Origin of the sequence: Arenibacter sp. P308M17, from assembly GCF_003426735.1 — a bacterium.
Classification (GTDB): domain Bacteria; phylum Bacteroidota; class Bacteroidia; order Flavobacteriales; family Flavobacteriaceae; genus Arenibacter.
Genome location: NZ_QVON01000006.1, coordinates 171,049 through 191,282, shown reverse-complemented (window position 1 = coordinate 191,282; position 20,234 = coordinate 171,049). Strand labels below are relative to the sequence as shown.

Below are 20,234 nucleotides of genomic sequence, written 5' to 3'. Positions count from 1 at the left end.
CCAACTATTATTAAATTTTATTAGACAAAAAATATTTTAAACCTTCTTCGTTCAATTTTTTGTTTAACTTTACCTAGTAATTAATTGGACGTTGATATGAGCAGGTATTCCATGGCGCAGATTGTTTCCCTAACAGGTATAAATTCACATACCTTAAGAAAATGGGAAAGCAGATACGACTTTTTGATACCTGAAAGAACAGATACCAATATCCGGTTCTATTCCGACGCCCAATTAAAGAAACTATTAAACATAAGTATTTTAAGGGGACAAGGTGTTCGTTTATCCGCCATAGGCCAGATGACGGACGAAGAAATCCATAAGATGGTTGCAGAAGCCTTGATCGGGTCCGATCAGGATGCCGAGGTGAAGGCCCTTGTATTGAGCATGATCAATTTGGATGAACAGGAGTTTGACAACATTATCAAATCCCATATATTAAAGAATGGTATTTTAAACACCTTTACTGAGGTGATCTATCCCTTTCTACACAAAGTGGGCGTACTATGGGGCATCAATAAAATTATGCCCGCGCAGGAGCATTTTGTATCCAACCTAATTCGGCAAAAAATATGTTCGGCCATAGATTTACTGCCCATCGCACCAAAGAATGCCCCACGGATCATCATGTTCTTGGCTGAAGGTGAAAATCATGAAATTGGCCTTTTATTGGCTTGTTTTATTGCCAAAAAATTAGGATGGCGGGTCTACTATCTTGGGCAAAATGTACCCCATGACAACTTAAAAACTATGGCAAACTTGGTAAAGCCCAATTATTTTCTAACCTTTTTTGTTACCACGACCCCATCCGTAATTGAGGAAAAAATTATTAAACTATCCTCGGAAACCCAGACACCACTTCTCTTTTCCGGTAATCCCCTTAATTCTCCAATTAAGAATAATGATTTGTTGATCTACCTAGAGAGTCCGACGGATTTAATTGTAGTTCTGGAGAAGGAATTGACCACATCTTAATATGGGTTTTCCATTATCTATGTTGAAAGCGAAAATTATTCCCTAAAATTTACCTGTCCTATGCTTCGTTTTAAGTAACATACATTATTGGGCACTATCTTTTTTTGTTTCTGTGGCTTCCTTCTTTTTACCCAAAAGGCCACCCAATATTTTTTTGGCCACATCCTTCTGTGCTTCCTTTTTAGCCGTAGTTGCGGTATCCACCTTTGCGGTAGAATCCGTTTTTTTTGTGGCAGCCCCTAAAAGCCCCCCTATGACATCCATGGTTTTTTCCTCATTTTCCTTCTTGGTAGAGTCTGTGGCCTTCTGGTTCTTGGCAATAAGATCGCCAATAATGTCCTTGGCCTTGTCCTTGCCCTTGGCAATCAATTTTTGCTTTTCAATCTCCACCAGTTGGGCCGTTAGATTTTTGATTCCCGAAGTTAGGTCCGTAGTCACGGTGGGACTGGTATAGCCCCCTCCAATATTGGCCGTAACCGGGATGGTTAAATTTTCCAAGGAGTTTTCATCGATCCTTGCTATTATGTTGTTGATATCCTTTCCCAAATACTTGGCGGGTACTTCAATAGTGGCCGCATAATTCAGTTTTTGATCGAAGGTATGGCTACCGGCAACATTAATGGCAAAATCCTGATATTTAATGGTAAACGGCTTTACCTTTACCACTCCGTCCTCAAAGGACAATGTTGTTTTCAGGTCCTTCAAATTCAATTTTTCAAGATTCAGAAAATTCAATTTGTTATCCAACTCTGTAAGCAAAGGTGCACTTTCCGCATCTATTTTATCGGTCAATAATTCAGCCAATAAATTTCCTGAAATGGTATTTAAATTGGGAGTAAAATCGTCCTTTAAACTTCCGGACAACTGTACATCGGAATTTAGGGTCCCCTGTAGTATCCTAGCTATTGGCGCCAATGTCCTGAACATTTCCAAAGCCTTAAAGGTCTCGGCAATCTTAAAGCTTTCCATTCCCAATTTCATGGCAAAGGTTGGTGTGGCCCCTTTGGTGGACACCTCTCCATTAAGAGCCAATTTACCATCAAAGATAGAAGATGTCATATTGGACAGTATGGCTTTCTCATCCCTTATTACGAGTGTTCCCTTTACATCCTTTAAAGTAAGATTGTCATAAATCACGGTATTGGCAGTGGCATTTATGGTACAATCCAAAAAGGAAGGTATCTTTATTTTCTCCTCCGTGGAAATGGGGGATGACCCATTTACATCACCACTTACTTCAGCAGCTTCCGCCATCATAAAATCGTTCACTGCAAAGGTGTTGGAACTAAGATTGAAGTTGCCCTCTATGTTTTCATTGTTGAACATAAATCCCAACAGGTTGTTGATAGACCCTGAGGCATCAAAATCGGTCTTTCCGGTAGCTCCTGCCAGGCTGTTCAGGGTTACGGTAGTAGGATTAAATGTTACCGAAGTACTTTTTAAGATAATGGGGTTTGGAAATTCATCGGACTTATACTCAAAATCGCTCAATTTTAAGTCCCCGGAAGTTTTGGTATTTTCATACTTCTTTTTTTCTATGGATGCCATATCAAAGGCCGTAGAAATATCCGCAACTAAAATCCCCTTTAAATTTAAATCGGCCGGAACCGGATACGCCTTGGAAATATTGGCAAGATTCATTTTTCCATCTATATGGGCATTTACCTTGGTGTTCCCCATAAGGTCGCTTATTTTGGCCACCATATTAAACTTGTCCTCATCAATCATAAAAGATAACTTTCGGATATCGACAAAGGTATCTTCCGTTATACCGGTACTATTTGAAATTTCGGTATCAATATATACATTTCGGACCGCTTTGGGCAGATCTGGATACTTAAAGGAGGCATTCTCCGAGTTGATATCTATTTTGAATTGGGGAATATGATCATCGTCAACTATGCCCTTAAACTCGCCTGCCACCGTAAAATTTCCAGTGGTGGACACCTGTGCTATATCTTTTGAATATACTTCTGGGATCACGGCCAAAAAGTTTTTAAAATCGGACGAAGGTGTTTTAAAGCTAATGTTTACCTCCTGGTCGTCCTCGTTCAATTTCACAAACCCGTCAAATACCAAGGCCAATTGATTTACTATGGCCTCGTTCTTTAAAAAGGAATATTTATTTTCGTTAAGATCTACCCCTATAAGGGCCTTCAATTGAACCGGATTCTTGTTGAGATATTGGGTACTGTCCATGACAAAAGAAACCAGACCACTGGTTTTCGTATCCAATTCCGATTTATCCAGGGAAAGATCTCCCTGACCGTTATGGTTCATTTCAGAAATGACAAAGGACATACCGCTGGAATGGTCGTTATACATTATCAATGCATTATTGATTGCGTAAGACTCCATAGATAGATTGAAACCGCTTTCAGAGGAATCCGTGTCGGCCGGGGCATCTGGTATAGAACTATCCCCGTTAGCGATATCATAGTTGGCATTTTCATCCTTGTCCACCTTTATGTTTAGCCGTGGGCGATCCAGTATTAGGCTTTTTATGGCAATAGGTTCTTTGGCCTCCTTGAAGAGCTCCCTTATGGACATATCCAAACGTACCTTATCCGATGCAAATAAGGTATCGCCTTCAAAGGGAGCCTTATTTATTAAGGTAATGTTATCCAAGGTTACGGACGCATTGGGAAAACTTCTGAACAGACTTAAATCCGCATCGGAAAAATCGAAGCTGGCATTAATACTATTATTTACCTTATTCTTGATTATATCGGCAATTTTACCCTTTAAGAAAAATGGGGTTGCGATCAGCAATAAAACTATCACCAAAACCACACCTCCAACAATCTTTAAAATTTTATTTTTCAAACCTTTATATTTTAGTAATTATTCAACTATAAATTTAAGAATCCCGATAGTTCACCACATATTAGAAGAACATATCGGTCTACACGATAAGAACAGTGAAAAGCCTGTTTTATTATGCCTCAAGATCAATTTCCTGGTTTACTTTTAAATTAAATCGCCTTCTAAAGAGATATACGAAAAAATAGAGGAAAGGGGTGTCCAAGAATGCTACAATTACTTTAAAAATGAATCCACTGACCAATAGTCCGTAAAACATGGACCAAGGCAACACTTTAAAAATGCACAACAGTCCAACCACGGTAAACGTATCCAGAAATTGGGAAAGGAAGGTGGAGAAATTATTGCGCAACCAAAGATGCTTGCCATTGGTAATTTTTTTCCAGAAATGATATATGCCAATATCCACGTATTGTGCAAAAAGATAGGCAAGCATAGAGGCAAATACCGCTATTGGGGATAGTGCAAATACATGGCTAAACACCTCATCCTGCACAGGGGAATTGGGCAATGCCGGCACCCAATTGGCCAGCAATACGATTCCCATTGAAAAAAAGGAGGCAAATATTCCGGCAGTCACAATTTGGTTGGCCTTTTTCCTCCCATAAATTTCCGAAATAAGATCGGTAATCAAAAAAGTAAGGGGGTATGGCAAGATTCCCACAGAAACTTCAAATAAAGACGCTCCAAATACCGTAACATCGCCAAAGGGCCTCCAATAAAAAAATTTTTGAAAAATTAAATTGGAAACCACTAAAGAAGTAATGAACAATGCTCCCAAATAGAGATAGATCTTAAAGGCCAATTTTTTATCCCCCTCCTTTAAGATCATATTCCCCATACCGTAATTAAATTTTTTAACATATAAATCTATACTCCCATTTAAGAATTCTTAAAAAACTGCTCCTATTTAAACCATCCAAATTTAATTGAACGATAATCGATCAACAATAAACCACCACTATGGATTAGAATTCCTATTTGATATTCAAGGTAAAGGGCATTCTTGCCTGAATCCCCTTATTTTCCATTGCGGATCTTATCTCCTTTAGAATCGTATAGGCCTCGGCCCCGATTTCTTCCCTAATAATGGTTTCCTTACTCTTGGAAGTGGCGCCCCCCATATCTTCCATTAACTTCTCAAAATCCGATTTATACTTCGGAAGTTTTTTTATTCCATAATTTTCCAGATCCACCATTTTGGCAGCCGCTGCAATGGCTTCGTCCAGTCCTCCCAATTCATCTACCAGTCCCAAGCGCTTGGCATCCACCCCGCTCCAAACCCTTCCTTGGGCAACACTATCGGCTTGGGCCATGGTAATTCCACGTCCCTTGGCCACTCTGTCCAAAAATGTTTCATAAGTTGTTTCTATTCCTTCCTGTACATTGTTCCTAAAGTTATCGTTCATTGGCTCGAACAAGGAATACTCCACAGAATTCTTATTGGTGCCCACCTGTTCGGCATTGACACCTATATTTTCGGCCAGTCCACTTATATTGGGAATAGTTCCAAAAACTCCGATAGATCCAGTAATCGTAGTAGGTTCGGCAAAAATCTTATCGGCGCCCGCCGCTATGTAGTAACCTCCCGAAGCAGCTACATCGCCCATAGAGACCACCACAGGTTTGGATTGTTTGGTGATTTCGATCTCGCGCCAAATAATATCTGAGGCCAATGCACTTCCCCCGGGAGAATTTATCCTTAGCACTATAGCCTTGACCTCCTCATCTTCCCTGGCCTTTTTTAAGGCGTCATTAATAATTCCCTGCCCAATTACATCGGAACCTCCCTCCCCGTACCAGATTTCGCCTTGGGCATAAATTACAGCGATCTTATCCCTGCCGCCGTTAATATTAATCTTGTTGGCGGTTCTAATATAATCGGCTAAAGGGATATAGTTGATATCTTCTGCCGTATCCACACCTATTTTTTCCTTGATCAAGCTTTCATATTCATCATAAAACAACTCCTTATCGATCAACCCCGATAAAATTGCATATTTTGGGGTACGTGTGCCCAAGGTATCCGCTATATGGTTCAAATCTTCAACGGAGATATCCCTACTTTCCGAAATATTGGTAAGCATGGACTGCCATAGGGCATCCAACAACTCCTTGATCTGTGTCCTATTGTCCCTACTCATTTCGTTGGCCAAAAAAGGTTCTACGGCACTCTTATACTTCCCGTGCCGAATAACTTCCATTTTTACCCCCGTCTTTTCCTGTAAATCCTTTAAAAACAATACTTCGGTAGACAGCCCCTTAAAGTCCATTGCCCCAACAGGATTAAGAAATACCTCATTGGCCGCACTGGCCAAATAATAGTCCTTCTGCGTATAAAAGTCCCCAAAGGCCAATATAAACTTCCCACTTTCGCCAAAATCCAATAAGGCATCCCGAATGGCCTGTGTTTGGGACAACCCGGCCATAAGCACATTATTGTTTAGGCTGATCCCTTTTATTTTGTTGTCTTCCTTGGCCACTTGAATGGCATGCAATATTTCGTCCAATCCCTGATTTACATTGAAAAGTCCGGCAAAGGGATTGGATTCGTCCATCCCCACATAGTCATTGATCGGGGTCTGCAACTGAATTTCCAAAACGGAATTTTCCCTGATCGTTACGGTATCCTCGCCACTACCTATGAGAGCGGCCAAAATAAGAAACATGACAAACATGATTCCGAAAGCGATGAGACAACCTACAATTGCAGCCAATAAATTTCTTAAAAAGTTCATTCCGTAAATATATTGTTAATAACCTACAAAGATAACCAATGTAGCGTTGATGCAATTATAAATAGTTGATTTTTACACCCTCCTGCCCCCATATACGGCACTGGGAAAGAACCCTTAAAATTTGGTCCTGTTTTTGGTAATTCTCTTTATGAAGTTCATGAACCCGTATAAACCTTTTTAATTAGCTAAAACCCGCCGGATCCGGTACGGGCAGGAATTGCTCCTTTTCATCCTTGCGCCAGCCGGCCCGTTCGCTAAAATAACCCCCCGGGTTATTTTTATACGCTCCGTCCTACCTTTTTTTTCTTTCCGTAGCGATGCTATGCAACTCAAAAAAGTCTTCAACTGGGTAAAAAATGCCTAATTTTCGCTTCAATCCAAAAAGTTTTTACGAGTTCAATTACTTTTGTTTTCTTTGTCCGCCTATCATGAACAAGACGTCAACAACATATCTTTCCATTGGGAGCAATCTGGGGGATAAGCTCAACCAGCTGCAGGAGGTAGTATTTTTAATCCATACCACTGTTGGCGAAGTCATAAAAACATCACCTGTATATGAGACTCCCGCATGGGGTTTTGAGGGCGACAATTTTTATAATGCCTGCATTATGGTAGAAACCACGCTTACACCTTCAGTTCTTTTGGAGAAATTACTGGAACTGGAAACGAGCTTGGGCAGGAAGAGGCAACATGGAACAGGCTATTCCTCCAGGACCGTTGATATCGATATACTATATTTTGACAAGGAAATCATCAATACCGATTTGTTGACCATTCCCCACCCCAACATGCCATTGAGGAGGTTTGTACTGAGACCACTGGCAGACATAGCCCCGCAGTTCTATCATCCAGTTTTAAACAAGGATACCCGAAACTTATTACAGGAATGCAAGGACAAAAGCGATATTACACGGACCCCCTATATGCTATATACGAGCAGGTCACAGCTTTTTTCCCAATTGGAATATATTGCCATTGAAGGAAATATTGGAGCAGGAAAAACCACCTTGGCCCATAAGATCGGGCAGGATTTCAATGCAAAACTGGTGTTGGAACGATTTGCGGACAACCCTTTCCTACCCAAATTTTATGAGGATCAGGGTAGATATGCCTTTCCCTTGGAAATGTCCTTTTTAGCCGATCGCTACCAGCAATTTATGGACGATACCTCCCAGTTTGATCTATTCAAGAACTTTATGGTAAGCGATTACGACATCCACAAATCCCTCATTTTCGCCAAAGTTACCCTGCAGGAGGAGGAATTTAAACTCTACCGAAAGCTCTTTAACCTTATGTACAAAGAGATTAAAAGGCCGAAAATATATATTTACCTGTACCAAAATACGGAAAGGTTATTAAAGAACATAAAGCAAAGGGGAAGGGATTACGAACAGAATATATCCCCTGAATATCTGAAGCAGCTCAACTGGGGGTATTTTGACTATATAAGGAGCTTTCCCGAACAAAATAATTTAGTTTTGGATATCAGTAATTTGGATTTTGTGGAAAACCCGGGCGATTACGAAATTATTCTGGGCCAAATTCAGAAATATGCGGTGCACCTATCTTTTTAAGATAATTTTCACATATTATTTGCACAGAACAAATCAATTTATTTACTTGCGCCTCCAATTAAGTCGTTTTAAGTAGGTTGACACATCGGAATAATCCATGGAAAGACTTAAAGGTTTTAAACTAACTAACTCAAACTATATATTGCCAAACCCAACCCAATGGTTGGGTTTTTGGTTTTATATGGGTATTCCATTATATTGATCTTAGCCCTGCAATTTGGCCCATAGGTCCCAAATCACTATACCCACACTTACGGAAATATTCAGGGAATGTTTAGTGCCGTATTGCGGAATTTCCAGGACCAGATCGCTATTTGAGACCACATCTTGGGAAACCCCCTTTACCTCATTGCCAAAGATTAGGGCGTACTTTTTACTCCCTTCCACTTTAAAGTCGTTCAACATAACGGCATTTTCTGCCTGCTCCACAGAAAGCGAAGTATAGCCACTGTCCCTTAATTCCTCCAAAAGATCCATGGTACTCTCCCTATACTCCCAGGCCACACTATCCGTGGCCCCTAGTGCGGTCTTATGGATTTCCTTATGCGGTGGGGTTGCGGTTATTCCGCACAGGTAGATCTTTTGGATCAAAAAGGCATCGGCCGTTCTAAAAACGGACCCAATGTTGTTCAAGCTCCGTACATTGTCCAGCACAATACAAATCGGTGTTTTTTCCACCTGCTTAAACGCTTCCAGATCAAGTCGGTCCAATTCACTATTCTCCAATTTACGCATGTAATACTATTTTAAATTTGTACACTTCCCCCAAGGTTACCAAGGTCACCGGTCCGGCCGAAACTGTATAAAGTTATCCCAAAAATATCAACAATAGAGTACATTCCAGTAGATAAACCCTACATTAGTTGTTTGGAAACAGAATACAAAAATAAGTTAATAAAATCGCTTTGGCAGACTCGGGAAAGACAAAAAAGGTAACCCCTTTAATGCAACAGTACAATACCATTAAGGTGAAATATCCCGATGCCCTATTATTGTTCCGTGTCGGGGATTTTTACGAGACTTTTGGGGAAGATGCGGTCAAGGCTTCTAAAATACTGGGCATTATCCTAACCCATAGGAACAACGGAGGCGATAGGACCGAACTGGCCGGTTTTCCGCATCATTCATTGAACACCTACTTGCCCAAATTGGTAAAAGCTGGACAAAGGGTAGCCATATGCGATCAATTGGAAGACCCAAAACTCACCAAGACCATAGTAAAAAGGGGCGTTACCGAACTGGTTACCCCAGGGGTGGCCATGAACGACGATATCCTATCGGCCAAGACCAACAATTTTTTGTGTGCGGTTCATTTTGGTAGAAAAAGGTTGGGAATATCCTTTTTAGATATATCCACAGGGGAATTTCTGACTTCGGAAGGCAATGAGGAACAGATAGACAAATTGCTCCAAAATTTCTCCCCCAACGAGGTACTGGTATCAAAGGCCAACAAAAAGGAATTTTTGGAGGTATTTGGCAAAAATTTCCATACTTTTTTTACAGAGGACTGGATCTTTCAGGATGATTATGCCCTAGAGACACTTACCAACCATTTTAAAACAAAGGGGCTCAAGGGTTTTGGGGTAGACCATTTGGCCCATGGCATAGTGGCGGCCGGCGTAGTACTGCATTATCTTTCGGATACACAGCACAGGCAATTACAGCATATCAACACCCTTCAACGCATTGCGGAAGAGGAATATATTTGGATGGACCGGTTTACCATAAGGAACCTGGAACTCTACCATTCCAACAATCAAAACGCCGTTACCCTTTTGGATGTAATAGACAAGACCATTTCCCCTATGGGCGGTAGAATGTTGAAAAGATGGTTGGCACTTCCCTTAAAGAATATCGAAAAAATCCGAAGAAGACATCAGGTAATTACCCATTTAACCGAAAACGAAGCGGCCCACCAAAAATTACAGAGCGGCATTAAACTGATAGGAGATCTGGAAAGATTGATTTCCAAGGTGGCCACGGGAAAAATAAATCCCAAAGAAGTAGTCCAGCTTAAAAATTCCTTGGAGGCCATTGTTCCCATTAAACAGATTACCACCAAAAGTAAAAACGAGGCCTTAAACCTTATTGGGGACCAATTGCATTCCTGTGACATGCTGAGAACCAAGATCAAAGAAATGGTAAACGAGGAAGCACCGGTAAATATGATGAAAGGGAGTACCATTGCCAAAGGTTATTCCCCGGAACTGGATGAACTTAGGGGACTGGCCTATTCAGGCAAGGATTATTTGGATAAAATGCTGGAAAGGGAAACCCAGCGCACCGGCATCGGTTCCCTAAAAATAGCCTCCAACAATGTTTTTGGCTATTATATAGAAGTGCGGAACACCCATAAGGACAAAGTACCGGAAGATTGGATCCGAAAACAGACCTTGGTGAATGCGGAACGCTATATTACGGAGGAGCTCAAAGAATATGAAGCCAAGATATTGGGAGCGGAAGAGCGTATTTTAAGTCTGGAGCAACAATTATTTTCCCAATTGGTAGTCTGGATGCAGGAATATATTGCCCCCGTACAAAACAATGCCTTTCAAATTGCGCAGTTGGATTGTCTCTGTGGCTTCACCCAATTGGCCAAGGAGAACAACTATGTTTCCCCAGAAATGGTCGATTCTACGGAACTGTCCATTGTAGGTGGCAGGCATCCCGTCATTGAAAAGCAATTGCCTTTGGGCGAAGCCTATATTGCCAATGACGTTACCTTAAACAGGGACGATCAACAGATTATTATGATCACCGGTCCCAACATGAGCGGTAAATCGGCCATCTTGCGGCAAACGGCACTCATCGTACTATTGGCCCAAATGGGTAGTTTTGTACCGGCCGATGCGGCAAAAATTGGTTATGTGGACAAAATATTTACACGGGTAGGCGCCAGTGACAATATCTCTATGGGAGAATCTACCTTTATGGTGGAAATGAACGAAACCGCCTCCATTTTAAATAATCTTTCAGAGCGCAGTCTGGTACTTTTGGATGAGATAGGCAGGGGTACCAGTACTTATGACGGAATCTCCATAGCCTGGGCCATTTCCGAATATTTGCACGAACATCCCGCAAGGGCAAAAACCTTATTTGCCACGCATTATCACGAACTGAACGAGATGTCCTCCACTTTTGGCCGCATCAAGAACTTCAATGTCTCCGTGAAGGAACTAAAGGACAATGTACTTTTTTTACGAAAACTCGCCCCGGGCGGCAGTGAGCACAGTTTTGGTATACACGTGGCCAAAATGGCCGGTATGCCGCAACAGGTGATCCACAAGGCCAATAAAATTCTTAAGAAGCTGGAAAAATCACATTCCAGCGAAGAGCTTTCCGATAAATTACAATTGGTTCAAAATGAAATGCAACTTAGCTTTTTCAATCTGGACGACCCTTTATTGGAACAGATCAAGGAAGAAATTACCCATCTGGATATCAATACCCTAACCCCCGTTGAGGCACTAATGAAACTCAATGAAATTAAGCGTTTGCTCACCAAAAAGAAAAATGCCTAGGTAAGTGCGCAGGAGGGCCATTAAAGTAGTACTACCGTCTAAAATATTCAGCTTGGGGGTATAATTATTTTCATTATGGTCCGATTAAAGAACAAAGACCACTTCGTTGCAAGACTTAAGACTAAAAATCCGATCACGACCAGCCGGTTTAAAGCATCCCTTTTTATTGGATGAATCAAATCGAAAAGCAGAGTACGAAAGACGTCAAGGACCCTAAATAATTGTTATTAATGGACTTATGATGATTCATACATATTTTATCGGACAACAATAAATTATTTTGATTCTTTTTAATGAAAAGTTCTTTGCTTTTTATAGAATTGTATTAAATTTGCTCCCGCATCGGAAAAGGATGTAACGCTCATTATATAAACTGTAAAAATAGCTCCTTCCGATAGCTACCTGGAAGTAGGGCAAAATTTGCGAAAATAGCTCAGTTGGTAGAGCGCCACCTTGCCAAGGTGGAGGTCGCGGGTTCGAATCCCGTTTTTCGCTCCATTGTACAATCGCTACTGCTCTGAGCAGTTAGGCTCGAGTGGTGGAATTGGTAGACACGTTGGACTTAAAATCCAATGGACATTAGTCCGTGCGGGTTCAAGTCCCGCCTCGAGTACAAAGGAAAAGCCAGCTTTTATAAAGCTGGCTTTTTTTATTCAGGTACAACATAGGTACAACAAATTAATTTTTCGGGTGTATAGGTTTCAAGTTGGACTTTTTGATCTCAAATGTTTACAATTGAATTCAATTTTAACTTATGGTTCGGGACACAAACCAAATTAAACTACAAATCAACACAAATACAATATAACTTACTTTTTTACTGATTATTGATTTCACTTCAGAAATATTAAACTTCAAAAAAAGTGAGCCGTTTAAGTTCTAATTTTGAGTAAAGGAGAGATTATCGCCAAAGAAACTATTAACCTTCGATACTAGAAAATTGGCAATTAGATCGGCTTCCTCCCGTATCAAGTGGCAAACCTTCTATATCATCAAAAAGTCAGGATCATACACCTGACATTTATCTACCCTCAAACGGCAGCGACAACGGTATCAGATTCATAGATGCCAATACTATGTCGCTGTTTATCCGAAGTGATCGGGGCAAAAAGGTGGACACAGAAATAGGCGATGAAGTTGAAAATAGCCTTGCCCTTTTAAAATGACACAGAGCTATCATGGACAGATATTTTAAATACGATAAACCTTGCACTGCCATTTGATATGCTGGTGGAATAAAGGCATTCCCAAAAATGAAAGAAGAAAAGGATTTGCGGCTGAACGGAATTACCGTCGCCTGTCTGACCAATTTTCATATTAAACATGACAAATAAACTATCAAGCAAGTATTTAAAATTCCGTCGTCTACTCCCATAAGTACATCCTTGAACCATCCAAATCTATCACCGCAGTGCTTTTTATTTTACATATTATTTTTTACTCTCTAAAAATTCAACGGCTAGCTTTTCCAGGTTTTGCAATCTGGTTTAGCAATAAAAAATTCCTTTAGGCGTTACCAAGCAATTTTACCAACGCACATTTTATGACTGCCTATGCATCGTTAATAACGACTCTCGATTCTTTAGCGGTGGTGTTCCTGAAATTTTCGTGGAATGTTCTAGCTCAAATAATTAAAAACCACTTACTATAATCCTATTCCCAGAAGCGGTAGAGTTCCCTCACCAGTTAATTGTGCACTTCTGGATACAAATTTTCATATATTTATCAAAAGTAATCGTAAATATGTTACTCAACTTATTCATTTCTCAGTATGATTTTTTGCCCCCAAAGCATTTAACCAAGCAGAGAACTAGGAAACGCTAAAAGATATAAACTATTACGCTTAACTTTTTACTACAGCACAATTGTCCTATTGTTACCAAAGATAATTTTCATACTTTTGTAGTTGATGCAAAAACCAAATAAAATATCGGCATTTTTCTTTTTGGGCTTGTTTAGCCTAATGGTGCTGCATCAGGCATTTCCACATTTGCATCATCAGCACGAGGAAACGCATTCCCATTCAGATATTGCCCATACTGGCGAACACCATCATCACGATGACAGTTCTCACGAGAAAGAAGAATCCCCATACGGTTTCTTTGGGTTCTTTATGGATATGCACGTCCATTCCACGGTATCCAGCGATATTGTTGTACTTAAAAGGAATACCGTTGAGCGGCAGACTATCGTAGATGATAATGTGGTAAAACCTACATCTGATTTTCAGGAATTTTATGTCGTTGATAGTAGGCAAAACTCTAAACCGCCAATTTATCATTCACCCAACAATCATTTTAGTCCTTACCTCTCATCCCTCGATTTACGGGGCCCACCATCTTTAGGTTAATCGTTTAGGAATACCTACCGCTAAGGTAGAAATCCTTTTATGCACTAAGATTAAACCTAAAATTTCAAACAATGAAAAAATATATCGTATCCGCGATTTGCGGATGCCTGTTCTTTGTTAATGGTTTCTCACAGGATAAAAACATTGGGGAATTGCTTAATGAAATAGAACAGAACAACACAGAGCTAAAAGGCTATCAATCGTTCATTGAAAATCAACAGCTCGAAAACAAGAGCGCCAATAATTTACCCGACCCACAGCTTTCAGGCTATAATTTGCCATTTGGCGATAACGCAACGGGGAATTATTCCGAATATGAAATATCGCAATCCTTCGAGTTTCCGACGGTTTATGGTTCACGCAGTAAATGGAACGACTTAAAGTCGATACAACTGCAAACGTCCTATGCCAAAAAGCGGCAGGAAGTTTTGTTGGAAGCAAAATCGGTATTGATTAAACTCGTTTTCCTTCAAAAGCAGAAAGCCATTGAAACCAAAAGAAGAACCCAGGGCAAACAGGTTTTTGACCAGATTCAAGAGCTTTATGATAAAGAGCAAGTCGGTATTTTGGATTTGAACAAGGCGAAAATCGCTTGGATTCACGAGCAATTCGTTGTTCAACAGATTGATAGTGAAATCCAAATTGTACTGTCCAAACTCAAAACCTTGAACGGCGGAAATGCCATTGATAGCTTTACAGCAAGTATCGATTTACCTATCGAGGTGGCTACGGTAGAAACGCTTTGGCAAGAAAAGTTGGCAAACGACCCTTCTTTACAAAGTTTAAAGGTTACTGAAACGGCTTCGCTTCAAAAAGTAAAACTGGAAAAAAACAAGGTATTGCCCAATATGGCACTTGGTTACAATTATCAAGGTGTTAGTGGCAGTAATTTTTCGGGTTTTTATGGCGGTCTTTCCATTCCGTTGTGGAATAGCAAGAACAAGGTAAAATCGGCCAAAGCCGATTATGAGTACCAAAAATCGAATACTCAAGTCATTACCGCTTCGCTATATACCCAATTTCAGGAAACATACAACCGATACGAATTGATGCTTGAAAAATACAATGAGTATCAAACCACAATGGCCAACTTAAACAGCGAACAACTGCTCTTTAAGGCCTATATGCTGGGCGAATTTTCGTTTATGGACTACTATGTGGAGCTTCAATTCTACCGTAATGCATCTGACAGAATGCTGCAAATGGAAAAGGAAGTACAATTATTACAGGCACAATTATTAAAACATACTTTATAAACCTTAAAAACAAAGATTATGAAATTTACAAAAACAATATTCGCAATAGCAATCGCCTCAACTTTTTTGGTAACCAGTTGTAGGGAAGCAAAAAAAGAGAGTACAGATGACCACGGTCACGAACACAATGAAGATGGAAGCCATATGCACGAGGAAGACATAGAACAAGAAGAATTTGAAGTAGGAAAAGATTCTATGGGAACAAAGGCAGATGACCACGGTCACGACCACGATTCTGACGGCAACCATTCAGATGATGATTCTGATACCCACAAACACGAAGATGGTTCTGAACACCACGACCATTAAAAAATCAAATACATACGAAAGATGAAATATATAATAATAGTGCTCGCCTTTTTGGCAATGTCATGCAATAACAAGTCAGAAGACGCACACGCACATAATGAAGATGGTAGTCACGTGGGCGAAGAAAATCCACGATTGAACTATACTGTCTGGACGGATAAAACAGAACTCTTTGTTGAGTTTCCTGCGCTTATAGTAGGTAACGGAAGTAAATTCGCAGCCCACTTTACGGTTTTGGATAAACACCAGCCCGTTCGTGAAGGTTCTGTAACGGTCAGTTTAATAAAAGATGGAAAGGGCATCAGAAATAAGGCAAATGCGCCTTCGTCACCAGGTATTTTTTCGCCTGCCATACAACCGAAAGAAGCTGGAAACTATCAATTGGTTTTTGAATTGACAACACCAGAATATTCAGATAAAATTTCCATTGATGATGTAATGGTATATGCCACCACGGATGAGGCCATAAAAACTTTGGGTACGGAAGAAGATGATGCAGGAATCTCGTTCTTAAAGGAGCAAGCTTGGAAAATCGATTTTCAGACCGCACCTGTAATTTCGGGTAAAATTTACGATGTCATCAATACGTCCGGTGTTTGGATGCCATCGCAAGGTTCAACCAAGTCCTTGGCGGCAAAATCCAATGGTGTGGTAGATTTTAAGGTAAATAACCTTACGGAAGGTACAGCGGTAAAACAGGGTCAGTTGTTGATGAGCTTGAACAGTCAAGGATTGGCATCCAATAATTTAAGTACGGATATCGCTTCTGCTAAAGCGACATTCCAACAGGCCAAATCGGAATATGAAAGGAAGAAAGAGCTATACGAATCCAAAATAGTCCCAAAATCTGAATTTGAAAAAGTAGAGAGCAGTTTCGAGATAGCCAAAGCCAACTATCAATCATTGGTATCTGGTGTATCGGGCGGAAGTAAACAAATACGAGCACCTTTTGATGGCTTTATCAAATCCATAACTGTTTCAAATGGCGATTATGTAGAACAAGGTGTTACACTTGTAACCGTTGGGACGCATCAATCCAGAGTTTTAAAAGCGCAATTAGCACCCAACTACGGACTTGCGATGGGCAATGTACAAGGTATATGGTATCAGGATAATGATAACCAATGGAAAGACGTAACTGATGCCGAAGGCAAAATCCTTTCGATTGGTAAGGACGTGGAACGTGAAAACCCTTTGATTTCTGTTTTTGCAGAAGTCAATGCTACCGTCGATATGCCAATAGGAAGTCTAACACCTGTTCAGATAGCGATGGGAAATGCAACACAGAACACAATGATTCCTGTGAATGCTCTCTTGGAAGACTATGGAAGCTATTCCGTTATCGTTCAACTATCAGGCGAAAGTTTTGAAAGACGACCTGTTAAGATTGGAAAGCGCAATGGCGAAAATGTAGAGATACTGGAAGGTCTTCAAGTTGGCGAAGTGGTGGTAACTACAGGAGCATATCAAGTTAAAATGGCTTCAATGTCGGGTTCTACACCGGCACACGGCCACGAACATTAAAAACGAAGAGAAATGTTAAACAAAATATTATCAATTTCACTTCAAAACAGATTGCTCATTCTTTTGGGAGCGGTTGCATTGAGCGTTTTGGGAATCTATTATGCGCGTACTATGAACGTGGATGTATTCCCAGACCTCACGGCACCTACGGTAACCATTCTTACCGAAGCCCACGGAATGGAATCTGAAGAAGTAGAAAAATTAGTGACCTATCAACTGGAAACTGCCTTAAACGGTTCGCCCAATGTAAGGCGAATCCGTTCCTCATCGGCGGCAGGTGTTTCCATTGTTTGGGTAGAATTTGAATGGGGAACGGATATTTACCGTGCCAGACAAATCGTGAGCGAACGTATCCCGATGGTTCGAGAGAACCTACCCGAAGGCATAGGAGCACCAACGATGGCACCTATTTCATCCATTATGGGCGAAATAATGCTCTTGGGAGTGACATCGGATAGCCTTTCACCAATGGAACTGCGAACCTTATCCGACTGGACCATCAGGCCGCGTATAAAAGCCATAGGCGGTATTGCAAATGTGGTAGTCATTGGCGGCGATTACAAACAATACCAAGTATTTGCCAATCCCGAAAAGATGAAGTATTACGACGTGAGCCTATCAGAATTGGTAGAACACGTTAAGGAAGCAAATCAAAATGCGCCCGGTGGTGTCATCAATCAATATGGCAATCAGTACATCATTAAGGGAAGCGGTAGAGCCTATGCGCTGGAAGACTTGCAGGAAGCAGTTCTTAAAGAAGTGAATGGTCAAACTATCAAGATCAAAGATGTTGCAACCGTACAAATTGGTGCAGCTGATAAAATTGGTGATGGTTCATTAAACGCAAATCCCGCTGTGATTCTGACCATTTCTAAACAGCCCGATGTAAACACCTTGGAGCTGACAGACCGCTTGGACGAAGCTATTGCAGATTTGCAAAAAACCCTGCCCAAAGGTGTCAACATCAAAAGTCAAATTTTCAGGCAATCCGACTTCATTGACGCGTCCATCAGCAATTTGAATCAAACCCTATTGGAAGGAGCTTTCTTTGTAATGATTATCCTGTTCATCTTTTTAATGAACTGGAGGACTACCGTTATTTCCTTACTGGCTATCCCTATTTCATTATTGGTTTCCATCATCATATTAAAATGGCTGGGTTACACCATAAATACAATGAGTTTGGGTGGTATGGCCATTGCCATAGGAGCATTGGTAGATGATGCCATCATCGATGTGGAAAATGTGTATAAACGCTTGCGCGAAAACATCAGAAAACCGAAATCGGAGCGGGAATCGACCATAAAAGTAGTGCGTGATGCTTCGGTAGAGATTAGAAGTTCCATCATTATTGCAACCCTAATTATTATTGTATCATTTGTCCCCTTGTTCTTTTTAAGCGGAATGGAAGGTCGATTGTTGCAACCGCTGGGAATAGCATTTGTGACTTCGGTCTTGACCTCGTTGGTTGTTGCCGTAACCGTCACGCCTATTCTATGTTCCTATTTGTTGGATAACGAAAAACTTTTGAACAAGCAGGCAGAAGGTACACGCGTGGAGCGATGGTTACAAAAGCATTATGGCAACCTTTTGGAACGTGCCACAAGAATACCCAAAACCATTATTGGCGTAACTGTGATTGCCTTTCTGTTAAGTCTTTTAGTGGTCACACAGTTGGGAAGGAGTTTTCTTCCTGAATTTAACGAGGGCTCTTTGGTAATAAGTGTAGTCGGTCCACCGGGAATGTCTTTAGAAGAAAGCAACAAGACAGGTAAATTAATCGAAACTATACTATTGGATATGCCCGAAGTAGCCGTCGTTACAAGAAGACAAGGCCGTGCCGAATTGGACGAACATGCACAAGGTGTCAATGCTTCGGAAATTGATGTGCCTTTTGTACTTGAGGACAAAACAAAAGAAGAATTCTTTGAAGAAGTCCGAAACAATTTGAGTGTTGCACCAGGTGTCAACATTACTTTGGGGCAACCCATCGCCCACCGTATAGACCATATGCTTTCGGGTACACGGGCCAATATCGCCATAAAGATTTTTGGTTCAGATTTACAGCGACTGTTTGAAGTTGGTAAAAGCGTAGAACAGAACATCAAGGATATTGATGGACTGGCAGATGTTGCGGTTGACCAACAAATTGAAGTGCCTCAAATTCGTATTAAACCCAAACGCCAAATTCTCTCGGCTTATGGAATGACAGTAGGCAATTTAATGGAACAAGTAGATATCGCTTTTGCGGGGGAAGAAGCGGGCGAGATTTATGAAGGTCAGCAATATTTTGATTTGGTGGTGCGCTATGAAAAACAGTTTCGGGACAATATTGAGAACATCAATAAAACCTTGATTAGTTTACCAAATGGTGGACAAACCACGCTGGGCGAATTGGCAACCGTTCAATCGGTAAGCAGTCCAAACACCATCAATCGGGAAGATGTACAACGAAAGATTGTGGTCGCCGCCAATGTTCAAGGCAGGGATTTACGTGGTGCTGTTAACGAAATAAAGGAAGTCGTGGGCAACAATGTAAATATGCCAGAAGGCTATCGTGTACAATATGGAGGACAGTTCGAAAGTGAATCAAAAGCATCACAATTGCTTTTAATAACAGCCATCATCGCCGTAGCTATCATTTTCCTTTTATTGTATTATGAATTCAAGGACGTAAAACTGGCGTTCGTGGTATTGATCAATTTACCCTTGGCCTTGATTGGTGGTATCTTGATTGTGTATTTTACTTCAGGTATCATAAGTATTGCAGCGACCATAGGTTTTATCAGTTTGTTTGGTATTGCCACACGAAACGGTATTCTCTTGGTCTCACGTTACGAGGATTTAAGAAAAGAAGGAATCCAAGGCTTTCAATTGATAAAGAAAGGTGCATTAGATAGATTGAATCCCATATTAATGACAGCCTTTACCACAGGTCTGGCATTGATACCATTGGCCTTAAAAGGTGGCGAACCTGGTAGTGAAATTCAAAGCCCGATGGCAGTAGTTATTTTAGGTGGTTTGTTATCAGCAACTATATTAAACTTGGTGGTAATTCCTTGTGTGTATAAGTTGGTGGTTACAAACAAATAAAATATTAGTACTATATATTTGGGGCGGTCAAAACAATATTGTTTTGACCGTTTTCATTGATTGGGGAGGAC

Annotated in this window: 12 protein-coding genes and 2 tRNA genes; 10 read left to right on the top strand and 4 right to left on the bottom strand. The window is 40.7% G+C overall.

Translation table 11 applies throughout. The annotated features are described in order from the left end of the window. Nucleotides 1-96 precede the first annotated feature (96 nt). Nucleotides 97-975: a MerR family transcriptional regulator gene (locus D0S24_RS15295; protein ID WP_117020694.1), complete on the top strand. Its 879-nt coding sequence runs from the start codon at nt 97-99 to the stop codon at nt 973-975. 84 nt (nt 976-1,059) lie between these two features. Here D0S24_RS15295 and D0S24_RS15290 read toward each other — a convergent pair whose 3' ends face one another. From D0S24_RS15290 to sppA, 3 genes are all read right to left on the bottom strand, one after another. Then, a complete protein-coding gene (locus tag D0S24_RS15290) occupies nt 1,060-3,801 on the bottom strand; it encodes an AsmA-like C-terminal region-containing protein (protein WP_117020693.1) in 2,742 nt (913 codons plus the stop codon). Between the two features lie 112 nt (nt 3,802-3,913). Next, entirely contained in the window at nt 3,914-4,639 is a 726-nt protein-coding gene (locus D0S24_RS15285; protein WP_251795802.1) for a queuosine precursor transporter, read from the bottom strand. A gap of 136 nt (nt 4,640-4,775) precedes the next feature. Further along, nucleotides 4,776-6,536 carry a signal peptide peptidase SppA gene (sppA, locus tag D0S24_RS15280; protein WP_117020692.1) on the bottom strand — a complete coding sequence of 587 codons (1,761 nt, stop codon included), beginning with the start codon at nt 6,534-6,536 and terminating at the stop codon, nt 4,776-4,778. Nucleotides 6,537-6,964: 428 nt separating this feature from the next. On the opposite strand from sppA, the gene folK reads away from it, so the two are divergent. Beyond that, nucleotides 6,965-8,110, top strand: coding sequence for a 2-amino-4-hydroxy-6-hydroxymethyldihydropteridine diphosphokinase (gene folK / locus D0S24_RS15275; protein ID WP_117020691.1), 1,146 nt, complete (start codon nt 6,965-6,967; stop codon nt 8,108-8,110). 204 nt (nt 8,111-8,314) lie between these two features. On the opposite strand, the gene D0S24_RS15270 is transcribed toward folK, so the two are convergent. After that, complete coding sequence (locus tag D0S24_RS15270) at nt 8,315-8,845, bottom strand: RNA methyltransferase (RefSeq protein WP_117020690.1); 531 nt, start codon at nt 8,843-8,845, stop codon at nt 8,315-8,317. A 209-nt stretch (nt 8,846-9,054) separates the two neighbouring features. On the opposite strand from D0S24_RS15270, the gene mutS reads away from it, so the two are divergent. The 8 genes from mutS to D0S24_RS15230 all read left to right on the top strand — a co-directional run bounded on the left by mutS (nt 9,055) and on the right by D0S24_RS15230 (nt 20,163). Beyond that, nucleotides 9,055-11,631: a DNA mismatch repair protein MutS gene (gene mutS / locus D0S24_RS15265; protein WP_117020859.1), complete on the top strand. Its 2,577-nt coding sequence runs from the start codon at nt 9,055-9,057 to the stop codon at nt 11,629-11,631. Between the two features lie 422 nt (nt 11,632-12,053). Further along, nucleotides 12,054-12,129 (top strand) — tRNA-Gly (locus tag D0S24_RS15260). 31 nt (nt 12,130-12,160) lie between these two features. Continuing rightward, a tRNA-Leu gene (locus D0S24_RS15255) sits at nt 12,161-12,244 on the top strand. Nucleotides 12,245-13,540: 1,296 nt separating this feature from the next. Continuing rightward, nucleotides 13,541-13,981 carry a hypothetical protein gene (locus tag D0S24_RS15250; protein ID WP_093978510.1) on the top strand — a complete coding sequence of 147 codons (441 nt, stop codon included), beginning with the start codon at nt 13,541-13,543 and terminating at the stop codon, nt 13,979-13,981. A gap of 71 nt (nt 13,982-14,052) precedes the next feature. Beyond that, nucleotides 14,053-15,237, top strand: a complete 1,185-nt coding sequence (locus D0S24_RS15245) for a TolC family protein (RefSeq protein ID WP_117020689.1) — start codon at nt 14,053-14,055, stop codon at nt 15,235-15,237. 18 nt (nt 15,238-15,255) lie between these two features. Next, nucleotides 15,256-15,546 (top strand): hypothetical protein, encoded by a 291-nt coding sequence (locus D0S24_RS15240; protein ID WP_093978509.1) that lies wholly within the window; start codon nt 15,256-15,258, stop codon nt 15,544-15,546. Between the two features lie 21 nt (nt 15,547-15,567). Then, a complete protein-coding gene (locus D0S24_RS15235; protein WP_117020688.1) occupies nt 15,568-17,070 on the top strand; it encodes an efflux RND transporter periplasmic adaptor subunit in 1,503 nt (500 codons plus the stop codon). A 12-nt stretch (nt 17,071-17,082) separates the two neighbouring features. Beyond that, entirely contained in the window at nt 17,083-20,163 is a 3,081-nt protein-coding gene (locus D0S24_RS15230) for an efflux RND transporter permease subunit (RefSeq protein WP_093978507.1), read from the top strand. Nucleotides 20,164-20,234 lie beyond the last annotated feature (71 nt).

Bases quoted from the DNA above. Each gene is read 5' to 3' on its own strand.
- D0S24_RS15295 (WP_117020694.1), top strand. From the start codon at position 97: ATGAGCAGGTATTCCATGGCGCAGATTGTTTCCCTAACAGGTATAAAT.
- D0S24_RS15285 (WP_251795802.1), bottom strand. From the start codon at position 4,639: ATGGGGAATATGATCTTAAAGGAGGGGGATAAAAAATTGGCCTTTAAG.
- sppA (WP_117020692.1), bottom strand. From the start codon at position 6,536: ATGAACTTTTTAAGAAATTTATTGGCTGCAATTGTAGGTTGTCTCATC.
- folK (WP_117020691.1), top strand. From the start codon at position 6,965: ATGAACAAGACGTCAACAACATATCTTTCCATTGGGAGCAATCTGGGG.
- D0S24_RS15270 (WP_117020690.1), bottom strand. From the start codon at position 8,845: ATGCGTAAATTGGAGAATAGTGAATTGGACCGACTTGATCTGGAAGCG.
- mutS (WP_117020859.1), top strand. From the start codon at position 9,055: ATGCAACAGTACAATACCATTAAGGTGAAATATCCCGATGCCCTATTA.
- D0S24_RS15250 (WP_093978510.1), top strand. From the start codon at position 13,541: ATGCAAAAACCAAATAAAATATCGGCATTTTTCTTTTTGGGCTTGTTT.
- D0S24_RS15245 (WP_117020689.1), top strand. From the start codon at position 14,053: ATGAAAAAATATATCGTATCCGCGATTTGCGGATGCCTGTTCTTTGTT.
- D0S24_RS15240 (WP_093978509.1), top strand. From the start codon at position 15,256: ATGAAATTTACAAAAACAATATTCGCAATAGCAATCGCCTCAACTTTT.
- D0S24_RS15235 (WP_117020688.1), top strand. From the start codon at position 15,568: ATGAAATATATAATAATAGTGCTCGCCTTTTTGGCAATGTCATGCAAT.
- D0S24_RS15230 (WP_093978507.1), top strand. From the start codon at position 17,083: ATGTTAAACAAAATATTATCAATTTCACTTCAAAACAGATTGCTCATT.